General features: G+C 67.6%; 12 protein-coding genes and 2 pseudogenes. 9 read left to right on the top strand and 5 right to left on the bottom strand.

Annotation, left to right across the window (positions count from 1 at the left end; translation table 11 throughout):
* The first annotated feature begins 4 nt into the window (after positions 1 to 4).
* The 6 genes from AACL56_RS33300 to AACL56_RS33275 all read left to right on the top strand — a co-directional run bounded on the left by AACL56_RS33300 (position 5) and on the right by AACL56_RS33275 (position 6,831).
* Positions 5 to 1,084, top strand: a complete 1,080-nt coding sequence (locus AACL56_RS33300) for an ABC transporter substrate-binding protein (protein WP_339095319.1) — start codon at positions 5 to 7, stop codon at positions 1,082 to 1,084.
* Positions 1,085 to 1,217: 133 nt separating this feature from the next.
* Positions 1,218 to 2,066, top strand: a complete 849-nt coding sequence (locus AACL56_RS33295; RefSeq protein WP_339094854.1) for an ABC transporter permease — start codon at positions 1,218 to 1,220, stop codon at positions 2,064 to 2,066.
* Complete coding sequence (locus AACL56_RS33290; RefSeq protein WP_339094853.1) at positions 2,063 to 2,878, top strand: ABC transporter permease; 816 nt, start codon at positions 2,063 to 2,065, stop codon at positions 2,876 to 2,878. Before AACL56_RS33295 ends, AACL56_RS33290 begins: the two co-directional genes overlap by 4 nt.
* Before the next feature lie 16 nt (positions 2,879 to 2,894).
* Entirely contained in the window at positions 2,895 to 3,761 is an 867-nt protein-coding gene (locus tag AACL56_RS33285; protein WP_339094851.1) for an ABC transporter ATP-binding protein, read from the top strand.
* A gap of 150 nt (positions 3,762 to 3,911) precedes the next feature.
* Complete coding sequence (locus AACL56_RS33280; protein WP_339094849.1) at positions 3,912 to 5,279, top strand: LLM class flavin-dependent oxidoreductase; 1,368 nt, start codon at positions 3,912 to 3,914, stop codon at positions 5,277 to 5,279.
* Between the two features lie 550 nt (positions 5,280 to 5,829).
* Complete coding sequence (locus AACL56_RS33275) at positions 5,830 to 6,831, top strand: hypothetical protein (protein WP_339094847.1); 1,002 nt, start codon at positions 5,830 to 5,832, stop codon at positions 6,829 to 6,831.
* A 61-nt stretch (positions 6,832 to 6,892) separates the two neighbouring features.
* On the opposite strand, the gene AACL56_RS33270 is transcribed toward AACL56_RS33275, so the two are convergent.
* From AACL56_RS33270 to metC, 3 genes are read right to left on the bottom strand one after another with little or no spacing between them, the layout of a single operon-like run.
* The gene (locus AACL56_RS33270; RefSeq protein WP_339094845.1) at positions 6,893 to 7,663 is read right to left on the bottom strand and encodes an amino acid ABC transporter ATP-binding protein; all 771 of its coding nucleotides are present in this window, start codon (positions 7,661 to 7,663) and stop codon (positions 6,893 to 6,895) included.
* Complete coding sequence (locus AACL56_RS33265; RefSeq protein WP_339094843.1) at positions 7,660 to 8,310, bottom strand: amino acid ABC transporter permease; 651 nt, start codon at positions 8,308 to 8,310, stop codon at positions 7,660 to 7,662. Before AACL56_RS33265 ends, AACL56_RS33270 begins: the two co-directional genes overlap by 4 nt.
* A 15-nt stretch (positions 8,311 to 8,325) precedes the next feature.
* Positions 8,326 to 9,492 carry a cystathionine beta-lyase gene (gene metC, locus AACL56_RS33260; RefSeq protein WP_339094841.1) on the bottom strand — a complete coding sequence of 389 codons (1,167 nt, stop codon included), beginning with the start codon at positions 9,490 to 9,492 and terminating at the stop codon, positions 8,326 to 8,328.
* A 110-nt stretch (positions 9,493 to 9,602) separates the two neighbouring features.
* Between metC and AACL56_RS33255 the strand changes: the two genes are divergently transcribed.
* Both AACL56_RS33255 and AACL56_RS33250 read left to right on the top strand, forming a co-directional pair.
* Positions 9,603 to 10,556 (top strand): LysR substrate-binding domain-containing protein, encoded by a 954-nt coding sequence (locus AACL56_RS33255; RefSeq protein WP_339094839.1) that lies wholly within the window; start codon positions 9,603 to 9,605, stop codon positions 10,554 to 10,556.
* Positions 10,557 to 10,677: 121 nt separating this feature from the next.
* Positions 10,678 to 11,514: a transporter substrate-binding domain-containing protein gene (locus AACL56_RS33250; protein ID WP_339094837.1), complete on the top strand. Its 837-nt coding sequence runs from the start codon at positions 10,678 to 10,680 to the stop codon at positions 11,512 to 11,514.
* A gap of 55 nt (positions 11,515 to 11,569) precedes the next feature.
* On the opposite strand, the gene AACL56_RS33245 is transcribed toward AACL56_RS33250, so the two are convergent.
* Both AACL56_RS33245 and argC read right to left on the bottom strand, forming a co-directional pair.
* A complete protein-coding gene (locus AACL56_RS33245; protein WP_339094835.1) occupies positions 11,570 to 12,304 on the bottom strand; it encodes a hypothetical protein in 735 nt (244 codons plus the stop codon).
* Positions 12,305 to 12,436: 132 nt separating this feature from the next.
* Positions 12,437 to 13,355 (bottom strand): annotated as a pseudogene (argC, locus tag AACL56_RS33240) (N-acetyl-gamma-glutamyl-phosphate reductase).
* Positions 13,356 to 13,437: 82 nt separating this feature from the next.
* Here argC and AACL56_RS33235 point away from each other — a divergent pair.
* A pseudogene (locus AACL56_RS33235) lies at positions 13,438 to 14,327 on the top strand (LysR family transcriptional regulator).
* Positions 14,328 to 14,377: the final 50 nt, after the last annotated feature.

Here is a 14,377-nt window from a genome sequence, read left to right as displayed (position 1 = left end):
CGCCATGAAGCATCTGTCGCGCTGGGCCGCGGCGTTCGCCGTCGCCCTGGCTTGCGCCACCGCCGCGCACGCGGCGCCCGACACCATCCGCATCGGCGTGGCCACGGCCGGCGGCGGCGACCCCGTCACCTGGGGCGGTTCGCCCGGCGGCGTGGCACGCGCCAACAACTGGCTGGAGGAAGAGTTCAAGGCCTCGGGCATCAAGGTCGAGTGGCTGTTCTTCAAGGGCGCGGGCCCGGCGGTGAACGAGGCACTATCAAACAAGCAGATCGACTTTGCATACCAGGGCGACCTGCCGTCGATCGTCGGGCGCTCCAACGGGCTGAAGACCAAGCTGCTGCTGGTGAGCGGCGCGCGCAACAACCTCTACCTGGTGGCGCCGGTGAAGTCGCAGGTGCAGTCGATCAAGGACCTGAAGGGCCGCACCGTCTCGATCTTCCGGGGCACCAACGGGCATCTGGTCGCCATCAACGTGCTGGCTGCCAACGGCCTGGCGGAGCGCGACATCAAGGGCGTGAACCTGGACACCGGCAGCGCACAGGCGGCCCTGGTCTCCAACGGTGTGGACGCGGCCTTCGGCGGCTACGAGTGGTTCAAGGTGCGGGACCAGGGGCTGGCCAAGGTCGTGTACTCCACGCAGGGGCAGGACCCGGCCTTCACACGCCAGGCCTCGCTGCTGGTGCGCAGCGAGTTCGAGCAGGCGAATCCGGCCGAGGTGCAGCGCGTGGTCGACGTGTTCGTGCGCGCGGCGCACTGGTCGTCGGAGGAGAAGAACCGCGACGAACTCTTCCGGATCTGGGCGCGCAGCGGCACGCCGGTGGCGTCGTGGGCGGCCGAGTTCGACCGGCAGCCGCTGGCCGTGCGCAACTCGCCGCTGGCCGACGCGTTCATCGTCGCGCGCTACAAGGCCGTGGTGGCCGACGCGCTCAAGCTCAGGCTGATACGGCGCGAGGTGTCGGTGGACGACTGGTTCGACACGCGCTACCTGAAGGCGGCACTGAAGAAGCAGGGGCTGGAGGATTTCTGGACCGCCTTCGATGCGAAGGGCCAGCCGGCGGCCGGTGCATCGGTCGCTGCGAAATGAGCGCGCCGTTGCCTTGTCTCTCCAAGCTCGGGCAGGGCGACTCGCGTTGCCCTCTCTCCCGCTCGCGGGAGAGGGAGCAAGACCCGGACCGCGCGGTGTCTTCATCCCACTCGCCGCGAAGTGAGCGATACCGATGAGCGCCGAAGCCGAACTCTCTGCGGCGCTTGAACGGCACGGCGCCCCGTCCGCACGTCCGACGTTGCCCTGGCGCCGCATCGCCGTGCGGCTGGTCGACGCCGCCCTGCCCTGGCTGCTTCCCGTCGCTCTTCTCGCGCTGTGGTTCGCCGGCGCCGAGCAGGGCTGGATCTCCCCGCAGGTGCTGCCGCCGCCGCAGTTCGTGTGGGACACGCTGCGCGACCTGGCGTCCAACGGCGACCTGTGGCTGCACGTGAGCACCAGTTTCACGCGCGTGGGCGTGGGCTTCGCCATCGGCACGCTGATCGGGCTGGTGCTGGGCTCGGCCATGGGGCTGTCGCGGCGCCTCGAGGCCTATGTGCTGCCCAGCTTCAACGCGCTGGTGCAGATCCCGGTGCTCGCCTGGCTGCCTTTCGTGCTGCTGATCGTGGGCATCGGCGAGCCGCTGAAGTACATCCTCATCGCCAAGGCGGCGCTGGTGCCGGTGGCGCTGAACACGCTGCAAGGTTTCCGCCAGACGCCGGTGTCGCTGCGCGAGGTGGGCGAGGTCTACGGCTACACCCGGCGCCAGCAGGTGCTCGAGATCGTGCTGCCGCATGCAGTGCCCACGCTCTTCACGGGCGTGCGCCTGGGCTTCACCAAGGCATGGCTGTCGCTCGTCGTGGTGGAGCTCGTGGCATCGAGCGAAGGGCTGGGCTACCTCATCGTGTACGGGCGCCAGCTGTTCCAGCTCGACCTGGTGATGGCCGCAGTGATCGTGGTCGGTGCCATCGGCTATGCCATCGACCGGCTGCTCGACCGCCTGGAAGCGGCGGCGAACCGCCACCGGCCCGGAGGCAAGCGATGAACCGCACGGCAACGGACGCCGCGGAACTGGCCGCCGTGCAGCCGCTGCGGCAGGCCGGGCGCAGCCGCTGGCGCGGCCTGGTGCTGCCGGCGCTCGCCATTGCGATGTGGTGGCTGCTGTCATCGCTGGACATCGCCAATTCCGCCCTGCTGGTGTCGCCGGCCAAGGTGGTCGACACCGCCGTCGACCAGGTCGCGAGCGGTCGGCTGTGGCGCGCGCTGGGCGCCAGCCTGGCCCGCGAGGCCACGGGCTTCGCGATCGGCACGTTGTCGGGCCTGCTGCTGGGCGCACTGCTCGGCCTGTCGCCGCTGTTCGACCGCATCGTCGGCCCGAGCTTCAACACCTTCAAGCAGATCTCGCTGTTCGCATGGATTCCGCTGATCTCGGTGTGGTTCGGACTGGGCGACGTGGCCAAGGTGGTGTTCCTGTCGCTGGCCGCGCTGGTGCCGGTGGTGGTGAACACCTGCGACGGCATCCGTACCGTGCCGCCCGGCCTGCTGGAGGTGGCGCGCGTGTACGGCTTCACCCGCTGGCAGACGGTCACGCAGGTGGTGCTGCCGGCGGCGCTGCCGTCGATCTTCACGGGCGTCTACCTTGCCCTCATCTATTCCTGGCTCGCGACCATCGGCGCCGAATACCTGCTGGTGGCCGGCAAGGGCATCGGCAACACGCTGATCGAAGGCAGCGAGCATTTCCAGATGGACCTGGTCATCTTCGGCATGGTCGTCATCGGCACTGTCGGCTGGCTGATGAACGCCGCCGCCCGTGCACTCGAACGCCGGCTGGCGCGCTGGACCGGGCGCGCGAACTGAGACAAGGCTTCAACCCATGAGCACTCCCCTGACCACACAGACCTCCAACGAGCTCGACATCCGCGGCCTCGGCAAGCGCTACACCCACGCCCAGGCGCAGGGCGGCGAACTGCAGGTGCTCGAAGGCATCGACCTGCACGTGCCCGAGGGCCGCTTCGTGAGCATCGTGGGCGCGAGCGGCTGCGGCAAGTCGACCCTGCTGCGGCTGATCCTCGGGCTGGACACCCAGTACGAAGGACAGATCCTGCTGGGCGGCCAGCCGGTCTCGGGCACCGGCCGCGAGCGCGGCATCGTGTTCCAGGACCACCGGCTGTTCCCGTGGCTCACGGTGGCGCAGAACATCGCTGTAGGGCTGCGCAACGCGCACCTCACCGCGCGCGAGAAGGCTGAACTGGTGGCCGAGCACGTGGCGCTGGTCGGCCTGGAGGGCTTCGAGCGCTCGTGGCCGCACCAGATCTCCGGCGGGATGGCGCAGCGCGTGGCGATCGCGCGCGGCCTGGTGAACCGCCCGCGCGTGCTGCTGCTCGACGAACCCTTCGGCGCGCTCGACGCGCTCACCCGCTCGCGGCTGCAGAACGAACTGCAGCGCATCTGGCAGAAGGAACGCATCACCATGCTGCTGGTGACGCACGACGTGGAAGAAGCCGTGTTCCTCGGCGACCGCGTGGTGGTGATGCAGCCGTCGCCGGGGCGCATCCGCCGCACGGTCGACATCGACCTGCCGCACCCGCGCAACCGCAGCGACCCCGCGTTCATCCGCCTGCGCGACGATGTACTGGGCGACTTCATCGACAGCGGCGCGGACGCGCGCCCGGTGCCGCCGCAGCCCCGGGGCGGCCTGCCGGTGCCGGGGCTGCCGCCCGGGCTCCAGCTCGCCTGGTGAACGGCATCCTCTTCACACTTGCCGCGAGCGGCGGGACGCCCGTCTGCCCGCACATGCACGCGAGCGCCTAAGCAAACGCGAAAGCCTTCTTTGGACATGCGGGCGCCGCGCCTACGCTTCAGGGCCATTTCCATCACCCGAATCCACGCCATGGCCACATCGACCCGCCAGTTCAAGCTCGGCGCCTTCCTCATGCAGACCGGCCACCACATCGCCGCATGGCGCCACCCCGGCGCGCAGGCCGATGCGGGGAGCAACTTCAGGCACTACGTGCAGCTCGCGCAGAAGGCGGAAGCCGCGAAGTTCGATGCGGTGTTCCTGGCCGACTCGGTGGGCGTGCGCAGCAGCGACCTCCCCTCGCTGTCGCGCACCGCGCGCAGCGACCACTTCGAGCCGCTCACGCTGCTGTCGGCGCTGGCCGCGGTGACCGAGCGCATCGGCCTGATCGCCACCGTCTCGACCAGCTTCAACGAGCCCTTCAACGTGGCGCGCAAGTTCGCCTCGCTCGACCAGATCAGCGGCGGCCGCTCGGGCTGGAACCTGGTCACCTCCAGCGGCACGGGCGAGGCGCAGAACTTCAATCGCGATGAGCACTTCGAACACGCGTTGCGCTACGAGCGTGCGGCCGAGTTCCACGACGTGGTCACCGGGCTGTGGGACAGCTGGGAAGACGACACCTTCGTGCGCGACAAGGAAAGCGGCCGCTACTTCGACGAAGACAAGCTGCATGTGCTCGGCCACAAGGGCAAGCACTTCTCGGTGCGCGGGCCGCTGAACGTCTCGCGCTCGCCGCAGGGCCGGCCGGTGGTGGTGCAGGCCGGCGCATCGGAGGCCGGCCGCGACCTGGCGGCGCGCACGGCCGAGGTGATCTTCGTGGCGCACCAGACCTTCGACGAGGCGAAGGAGTTCTACGCCGACATCAAGGCCCGCGCGGCCGCCTATGGCCGCGACCCCGACAGCGTGAAGATCATGCCCGGCATCTTCCCGGTGGTGGGCCGGACGCAGGCCGAGGCGGAAGAGAAGTTCGCGCAGTTGCAGGACCTGGTGCATCCGGTGGTGGGCGTGTCGCTGCTGTCGGGCGTGATCGGGGGCTTCGATTTCTCGGGCCTGCCGGTGGACGGGCCGCTGCCCGAGCTGCCCGAGACCAACGGGCCGAAGAGCCGCCAGCGGCTGCTGGTCGACCTGGCGCGCCGAGAGAACCTGAGCATCCGCGACCTGTACCTGCGCATCGCCGGCGCGCGCGGCCACCAGCAGGTCGTCGGCACGCCAGCCAGCATCGCGGACCAGCTGCAGCAGTGGTTCGAGGAAGGCGGCGCGGACGGCTTCAACATCATGTCGCCGTGGTTCCCGGGCGGGCTGGATGACTTCATCGAGCTGGTGCTGCCGGAACTGCGCCGCAGGGGACTGTTCCGCACCGAGTATGAGGGGCGCACGCTGCGCGAGCACCTGGGCCTGCAGCGCCCGCGGCATCCTGCGCAGCTGAAGGCCGTTGGCACGGCGCAGGAATCGGCGGCGTAGCCGCTCGGCCCGCCGCAGACCTCAGGCGTCCCCCGCCGGCCCCACCGCAAGGTTCTCCTGTCGAGAACCGGCCCTGGTCGCCATCAGGGTCGCGTTGCGTTTGCTGGTCATGCTTGAGAAAGATCGCGCGCTGCAGGACGCGTGCCGGGCGGGTCGAGCATCCGACGGCCACGTTCGTTGGCTCGAGGGACCGTCCGCCCCGCACGCTGTGTCACGACGAGTTCATCGGAACACGCCTTCGTCTGCGGCGGCTGCAAGGACGGCGAGCAGGCCCCGGCACGCAGGCACCGGCCGGCGGCGTGTCTTCATGACGCTCGCCGCACTTGCTGCAGCGGCTGCCTCACTTCAGGATCGCGGGCGGACCGGCTCAGAACGCATATCTCGCGCTCAGAAGAATCACTCTCGCTGCAGCGGCCGGCAGATGCCAGCCCTCCACGAGGGCCGGCGCGCGCAACGCATCGCGTCGCCTGCGCGCGCTGCCGGCGGGCCGATCGCCGCCACTGGCGGCATACTGGGCCTTCCAAGAACACCTTCAGGGAGGGACTGCGACATGTCGATCGTCTTTTCGTCTTTCACCGACTACCTGGATATGCTGCCGCAAGAGCAGGCGCGGCACGGCGATGCGCTGCGTTCGCAGGTTCGCCAGCAGGTGCAGGAACCGTCCAGCGCCGGACTCTCCGCGTTCCTCTTCCTGCCCGACCAGCTCGACCATCCCGATCACGACGACGCCGCACAGGTGTTCGCCCAGGCGGTGGAGCAGATGTACCTGCCCAGGCCCCTGGTGGACGACGAGATCCCGCTTCTCTTCCTCGGCTATCACGCGATGAACCGGTTCAGCGGCAAGCGCACGTCGCAGGGTTTTCTGCTGACCGATCAGGCGATCTACGTGCAGGACGATTTCACGGTACTGTCGGCCGCACCGGCGCCTGCGCGAGGCCAGGCTCTGCCGACGGGCGTCGATGTGGTGCAAGGCTTCGTGTCGCCCCTGCTCGCAGGCTATAAAGCCTGGAAGGACTGGGCCGACCTCGCGCAGTGTCCGCAATCCGATCTGTCGGCGCGATGCGGCGCATCGCTGCAGGCGGTGATCGGCACGGTGATCGGGTATCACGCGCAGCATGGCAGCCTGCGGCAGCCCCGGCTGCGCGAATGGAAGCTCGCCGAACTGGTGGCCGAGCATGATGCGGGCGAGGCACTGCTCGATCCGCTCAACCCCAAGCTCTCCAAGAAGCTCGGCAAGGTCATCGGCAAGTTCCAGATTCCCGCCGACGAAGCCCTGCAGTTTGCGCTGGTCGACTTCCCGCTCTTCGGCGGCCCGTACGGCCTCGCGCTGACCTCGAAGGCGCTGTACGGAAAGGACCTGATGGAATCGCCGTTGCGCATCGCGCTTGCGCAAGTGGATGCGAGCGCCCTGCAGATATCGGAGAAAGGCGACCGGCTGTCGACCGGCGCCAACCTGCCCATCGCACTGCCCTCCTACACGGACGCGGCGCTTCGCGATCCCTTTCTCGGGCTCCTGAAGCAGGAAATCGTGCGCCTGCAATCGCAGGCCTGAAGCGCCAGCGTGGCGGGCAGGATCGCCACGCCATCCGCCCATCGGCAACGCGACGCTGTCCTCAATCCCTGATCAGCCCCAGGAAGTCCTTCGAGCGTTGGCTCGCGGTGGGGCCGAAGAAGTGCTCCGGCGTGGCGTCGTCCACGATCACGCCGCCTTCCATGAACACGATCCGGTCGGCCACGTCTTTCGCGAAGTGCGTCTCGTGCGTCACCACGAGCATGGTCATGCCCTTGTCGGCGAGTTCGCGCATCACCTTCAGGACTTCGCCGCGCAGCTCGGGGTCCAGGGCGGAGGTCGGCTCGTCGAAAAGGATCACTTCGGGATTCATCGCCAAAGCGCGGGCAATGGCCACCCGTTGCTTCTGTCCGCCCGACAGCCGGCCGGGGTATTCGTCGGCCTTTTCCAGCAGCCCGACCTGGCCGAGCAGCTCGCGCCCGCGGGGCAACGCCGCAGCCTTGCGAATGCCCTGCACCGAGACCATGCCTTCGATCACGTTCTCGACGGCGGTCATGTGCGAGAACAGGTTGAACGACTGGAAGACCATCGCCGTCTTCTTCCGGATCTCGCGCATCTTGCGGCGAGTCTCTGCCGAAGGTCTGGACCCCGCGTCGGCGATCTCGATGCCGCACATCCGCACGGTGCCGCGGTCGGGCATCTCGAGGAAGTTGAGCGAGCGGATCAGCGTGGTCTTGCCGGAGCCCGAAGGTCCCATGATCACCACGACCTCGCCGCGCGCGACGGTGAGATCGATCTGCCGGAGTACATGGTTCGGCCCGAAGCTCTTGGCGAGGTTTCTGACGTGGACCGGCGGAGTGGTTGTTGCGTTCATGCGTAGCGCTTGGAGAGGCGGCTTTCCAGCCAGGTCTGCAGGAGGGTGAGCACCTGGTTGATGAACCAGTAGATGGCACCGACGATGAGGAACATTTCCATGTACCGGAAGGTGGTGGCGCCCATCTGCTCGGCGACGCGCGTGAGCTCGACCACGGTGACCGTCGACGCCAGTGAGGTGTCTTTCATCAGCCCGATCAGACGGCTGCCGACAGGCGGCAGCACGATGCGTGTCGCCTGCGGGAGCACGACGCGGAACAGCGTCTTCCAGTAGCCCATGCCCATGGACCAGGCCGCTTCCCACTGGCCCTTGTCGACGGCCATGATCCCCGAGCGGAAGTTCTCGCTGAGGTAGGCAGCGGCGAAGAGGCTCAGGGCCAGCAAGGCGGAAGGAATCGGTCCCATCACGATGCCGTACGACGGCAGGCCGAAATAGATCAGCAGGATCTGGATCAGCAGCGGCGTGCCGCGGAACACGGACACGTAGGTGAAGGCGAACCACCGCAGCGGCGCGAACGGCGAGATGCGTGCCAGCGCGATCAGCAAGCCCAGCAGGCAGCCGAAGAAGAACGCCGACAGGCCCAGGCCCAGCGTGACCAGCACCGCCTTCTCGAGCAGGGGGAGCGCCCTGATGAACAGGTCCATCATGTTCGGCCTCCGTCCTCAGCGCGGCGCGGCGCCCGTGCGGCGGGCGGCGTAGCCCGAGAGTGCGGCCTGCAGGTCGGCGATGAGGTCGGCCGTGTCCTCCAGGCCGATCGACAGGCGCACCACGGGCTGGTCGGTGGCCGGGAACAGGCGGTCGGCCTGCAGCGGCGCGGGATAGTACGCGGCAAGGCTGTGCACACCGCCCCAGCTGGCGCCAATCACGAAGCGCTTGAACGCATCGAAGAAGCCGTGGAACGCCGCTTCCGGCGCTGGCTTGAGCACGAGGGAGAACAGGCACCCGTTGGTCCGGAAATCGCGCTTCCACAGCGCATGACCCGGGTCCGATTCGAGCGGCGGGTACAACACGCGGTCGACCTCGGGCTGCGCCTGCAGCCACCGCGCGACGTGCAACGCCGATGCGCTCTGCGCAGCCACGCGCAGCTTCAGCGTCTCGAGTCCGCGCAGTACCAGGAAGCAGTCCTCTGGGCTCACCTGCTGGCCGAGAATGCTCTGCGTCTCGCGCAGCACGTCGTAGTGCGCGTGGTCGTTCATGCTGATGCTGCCCATCAGCAGGTCGGAATGGCCGCCCAGGAACTTCGTCGCAGCCTCGATGCTGAAGTCCACGCCGTGCTCGAGCGGCCGGAAGCCCAGCGGGCTGGCCCAGGTGTTGTCCATCATCGTGAGAACGCCGCGGCGCTTCGCCACGGCCGCGATGGCGGGCGTGTCCTGCATTTCCATCGTCACCGTGCCGGGCGACTCCATGCAGATCATCCGCGTGTTCGGCCGGATGAGCGACTCGATCTCGGCGCCGATCGCAGGCCTGTAGAACTCCACCTCCACGTTCATGCTAGCGAGCCACTTCTGCGCGAAGGTCTTCAACGCGCCATAGCAGGCCGCGGACACCAGCAGGTGGTCGCCGCCGCGCACGAAGCCCATGACCGTCGTCATCAGCGCGGACTGCCCCGAAGGCGTGATCACGCAATGCCGCCCACCCTCGAGCTGCGCGATCCTGCGTTCGAGCCCGCGCGCGGTCGGGGTGCCAGTGATGCCGTAGCTGAAGCCGTCGGGCTGCCGGCTCTTGCGGTTCACGAAGTCGTTGAAGTTCTCGAAGACGACCGTCGAGCCACGCATCACGGGCGGCGACAGGCTCTCGAATGCGTCATTAGCTGGAGCAATTGATTGCATTTATGCTATTCGTTCAGGTTAGGTTGTCTTGGCCGATGCGCTGAAGTATTTGTCAGGCGACCTATCAGCTCAACAGCGCCGGCTACTCGCTCGATAAACGGAGGTTATGGATGGAGAAGCGTGACATCGAGGTGTTCCGCGCAGTCATGCGGGCAGGCACCACGAGCCAGGCCGCGACGTTGCTGGGCGTGTCCCAACCCGCGGTGAGCCAGTCCTTGCGCAAGTTCGAGCTCGCCTGCGAACTGCGCTTGTTCGAGCGGGTGCGCGGGCGCCTGGTGCCCACACAGGAGGCCATCGCCCTGATGGTCGAGGTCGACCGCTACTTCACCGGCCTCGAGATGATCGAGCACCGCATCCGCAGCCTGAAGTCCTTCGGCCTGGGGCGGCTTGCCATCGGCGCCCTTCCGGCCCTCGGCACGGGCTTCATGCCGCGGGCCATCGCGGCCTTCGGCCTTGAGCGGCGCCAGATCCAACTGTCGTTCCAGGTCATGAGCTCGCGCGAGGTCTACCAGCAGGTGTCTGCCGGCCAGCTCGACTTCGGCCTGATGGCCGAAGAGCTTTCCGTCACCGGCCTCGAGCATTCGCCCTTCGCGAAAGTGCACGGCGTGATCGTGATGAATGCGAAGCACCCGCTGGCGCGAAAGAAGATCCTCGACGCCAATGATCTTGCGAGCCACCCCTTCATTGCGCTCAACCCCGAGGACGTCGGACGCCGCGCCCTCGACGAAGCGTTGGCAGCCGAAGGCCGCAGCCTTCGCCCTGTGATCGAGACGCCCTACTCCAACTCGGTGTGCGAGTTCGCGCTGCAGGGCGTCGGCATGGGCATGGCACACCCCGTGATGGCGCTCGACTACGTGACGCGCGGCTTGCTGCTCAAGCCGATGGCCTTCGACATCCCGTCCACCTCGCTGCTCGTGTTCAGGCCGGGCATGCCGCTGTCGGACAACGCCAAGGAGCTGCTGCGCGTCATGCGCATCCAGCTCGAAGCCGACTTGAAGCGCGTACGGGAGGCGGTGGGCGGCGCGGTCGTCCCGGTTCCGCGGAAGGCACCCAAACGGCGATAGTAGTTTCCCTGATTGGTGCATAAGCCCGGCTTATTGAGCAACTACCTGCGCCCGATTGTGGCAAGGCCGTGGCGCGCGACAAGATCGCGCTCATTCATCGACCTCCAACTTCCTACGCGCCATGAACCGAGTTTCTTCCAGACGCCACCTGATCTGCAGCCTGTTCGCCATGTCGGCCCTCGGCATGCTGCTTGCCCCCAAGGCCTCGGCGCAGCAGGCCGACCTGCTCGCCAACGCGCGCGCCAGCGGCGTGATCCGCGTGGCCAACACGCAGGCCAGCCCGCCGTGGAGCATGCTCGACGACAAAAACCAGCCAGCCGGCTACGACGTCGAGGTGGCCAAGGAGGTGGCCAGACGCATCGGCGTCGCCAGGGTGGAGTTCGTTGCCGATCTCTTCAAGAACTTCGTCGAAGGCCTGAAGGCCGGCAAGTACGAACTCGTGATGAACGACCTCACGCCCACGCCCGAGCGCGAGAAGCAGGTCGACTTCAGCATCGCCTACGGCCTCGAGGACTTCCGCATCTTCGTGCGCACCTCCAACAACGACATCAAGGACCGGCCAGACCTGAAGGGCAAGCGCATCGGTGTCACGGCGGGCACCAGCAACGAATCGTGGTCGCGCGCCAACCTTCCCGGCTCGGAGATCGTGACCTACGACAACGGCGGCCTTGTCTTCAACGACATCGCGATCGGACGCATCGATGCGCTCATCAGCTCCCACTTCGGCGGCATGCGGTACGCGACGGTGAACAAGCTGCCGATCAAGGAAGTGGGTCCGATCCTCACCTACCAGCTGTCGGCCGCCGCCATGCCCAAGAACCAGCCTGCGTTGCGCGAAGCGGTGAGCAAGGCCATCAGGGACATGCGCGCCGACGGCACCATCGACAGGCTGTCGAACCGCCTGCTCGGCGTGAGCTACCAGATGTCGGCGCAGATTGCGCACGAAGAAAAGCAATGAGAGGACACCGCACGCCCCGGCCTTGCGCGACGCATTGTCCCGAAACCGGCGGGTGTCACCAGATGTCGTCGTTGGGCATCAACCGCCTCTGGACACGGAAGTTGCGCACGCTGCGCAGGGCAAAGCCGTTCTGGCTTCCGTAGACACGGGGAATGTCGTGCATGAGGTCGGCGACGGGCATCCGGATTCCGCCCCTGGGAAGCTGCGCACCGCCGATGGCCATCAACTGGCCCTGCACCCATCCCAGGCCGATACCGGTCTGCTTCTGCACATAGATCCACCAACGATCCTCTTCGTACTTCAGGAACGCAAAGCCGCGAGGCTGCTGCGGATCGCTGTAGTCGTCGGTGGTCATGGCCGCGGCGAGGCCCAGCACGTTGAGTCTCGCCGGATGGTTGAGGTACTCCCTCTGGAAATGAAGGGCCCCACCCTGCACGTGGTAGACGCGATAGTTGTCGGCGTCGATCTGGTCCACCATGATCGAGCAGCCGCTCAAATCGGGCGTGAAGACCAGCTGTCGCAGCCCGCCCGCACGAACCGGGATGACACAGGAATCGCCTTGCGGCACCCAGTAGCCGAAGATCGGCATTTCCCGCTCGTTGCCGGGCTGGGCCTCCAACAGGTCCGCCGCGCGCAGGATGACGACACGCTGCCCGTTGACAAGGTGTGGAACCAGGTCGAACGATGCCGTTCCGGCGTCCAGAGGGCGGATGCCCAATGCCGTCGTGAAGTTCTGCTGCAGATAGCCTCTGGTGAGCTGGGAAAGCAGGACGTTGTATCCGAGGGTCATGCTGGATCGCGCGCGGGCAGGCGGCCGGAGTGAGGACCCCGGCGTTATGTCACGCACGCCGCCTTCGCGTAAATACCCGAGAACAGGTACGAACGTGGCGTCTGCAAGCCGGTCCACCTCCGCACCACGGGTTCATGCGCCGGACTGCGCCATCAGGCGAAGGTTCTGGACCGCCGCGCCCGCGGCGCCCTTGCCGAGGTTGTCGAGCACGGCGCTCAACACGATCTGCCCGGTGCGTTCGTTGCATGCGACGCCGAGGCTCATGTCGTTTGAGCCGTTGTGGATCTGCGGATCGAGTTCGGTGATCGGCACGTTCGAAGACATCGGCATCACGCGCACATGCGTGGCGTCGCGGTACCGCTGCGCGAGGCATTCGTGGATGCGTGCACCGGACGCATCTGCGGGAAGCATTCGCGCATGCAGCCCGATGGTCAGCACGATGCCCTGCCGGTAGCTGCCATAGGCCGGCACGAAGATGGGCCGCACCGCCAGGCCGGCGTAGGCCTCGATCTCCGGCACGTGCTTGTGCTCGAGTGCAAGGCCGTAGACCTTCAGCGAATGCGCTCCGCCCCGGCCTCGTGCGCTTCCGCCCCCGCCCTGCCCTGGCCCGAATAGCCCGAGACGGCATGGATGACGAGCGGATAGTCTGCAGGCAGCAGGCCCGCGTCGGTCAGAGGCCGCAGCAACGCGACCGCGGCCGTCGGATAGCAACCCGGATTCGTCACGCGCGACGCCGAGGCGATGCGTTCGCCTGCCCGGCATCGAGTTCCGGCAGGCCGTAGATCCAGCCGGGGCTGGTGCGGTGCGCCGAGCTCGCGTCGATGACACGCACCGAAGGGTTCTCGATCATCGACACCGCATCGCGCGCTGCGGCATCGGGCAGGCAGAGGATCGCGATGTCGCATTCGTTGAGCGCAGCCCGGCGCGCAGACGCATCCTTGCGCAGGCCGGCCGGCAGTGTGCGAATGCGGAATTCCCCACCCTGGAGCCGGTTCTGCAGGTCGAGGCCGGTGGTGCCCTGGTCGCCGTCGATGAAAATATGAAGGTCCATGGAACGCGATCGTAGGGGCGCGGCCTCGATGGCTCCAGCTAAATATATGCAACCCGAGATTAAGAAAAATTGAATCCATGCCATGCGTGAACTGAGCCTCGACCACCTTCGCACCCTGGTCGCCATTGCCGACCTCGGGTCCCTGGCCAATGCCGCGCGCGCCCTTCACCTGGCAGCGCCGACCGTCACGGTGCAGATCGCGGAACTGGAATCGCGCCTGGGGGCCAACTGCTGGTTCGGGGACGGGGGCCCGCGCAGGCAACCGCGCTGGGAGAGCGGTTCATCGCGCGTGCCCGCAGGCTGCTGGCGGATGCGGACGATGCGGTGGAGGACGTTCGGCGCCAGCTCGCAGGCCAGACGGGCCGGGTGCGGGTGGGTGCCTCGACGGGTGCCATCGCGCACCTGCTGCCGCCGGCGCTCGAACGCCTTGCGCGGAACCATCCGGGCATCGACGTGAACGTGCAGGTCCTGACCTCCAACGACAGCATGGCCCGGCTCTCGGCAGGCAGCCTGGACCTGGCCGTCGTGGCGCTGCCGCAGGCGCCCGTGCGCGGCGTTCACCTCACGCCGCTGCGGCGCGAGGCCGTCGTCGCCTTCCTGCCGGCGGACTGGAAGGCGCCCCGGCGGCTGACACCGCAATGGCTGGCACAGCGTCCGCTGATCATGAACGACGCCTCCACTCGGCTCTACCGGCTGACGGCGGAATGGTTCTCCGCGGCCGGCGTCCATTGCCGGCCGCGCATCGAGCTCAACTACAACGACGCGATCCGGACACTGGTTGCCGCCGGCTACGGCGCGGCGCTGCTGCCGGAGGAATCGCAAACGCCCGCGCACGACCCGCGCATCGCCATCCGCCCGCTCAGCCCGGCCCTGTGGCGGCAGCTGGGCGTCGCGGTCAGCGACCGGGACACGAGCGGCCCGACGCGCATCGTGCTGGAGGCCCTTCTGCCGGCGAAGGCGCCGGCGAGCTGAACCCGCGGGCCCGCGGGGCTGTCCGGATGACTTTCGGGCGACTAGACTCG

The organism is Variovorax paradoxus (genome assembly GCF_902712855.1).
In the GTDB taxonomy this organism is placed as follows: Bacteria; Pseudomonadota; Gammaproteobacteria; order Burkholderiales; family Burkholderiaceae_C; genus Variovorax; species Variovorax paradoxus_Q.
Note: the sequence above shows the minus strand (reverse complement) of the source record. Positions and strands in the feature narration are given on the sequence as shown.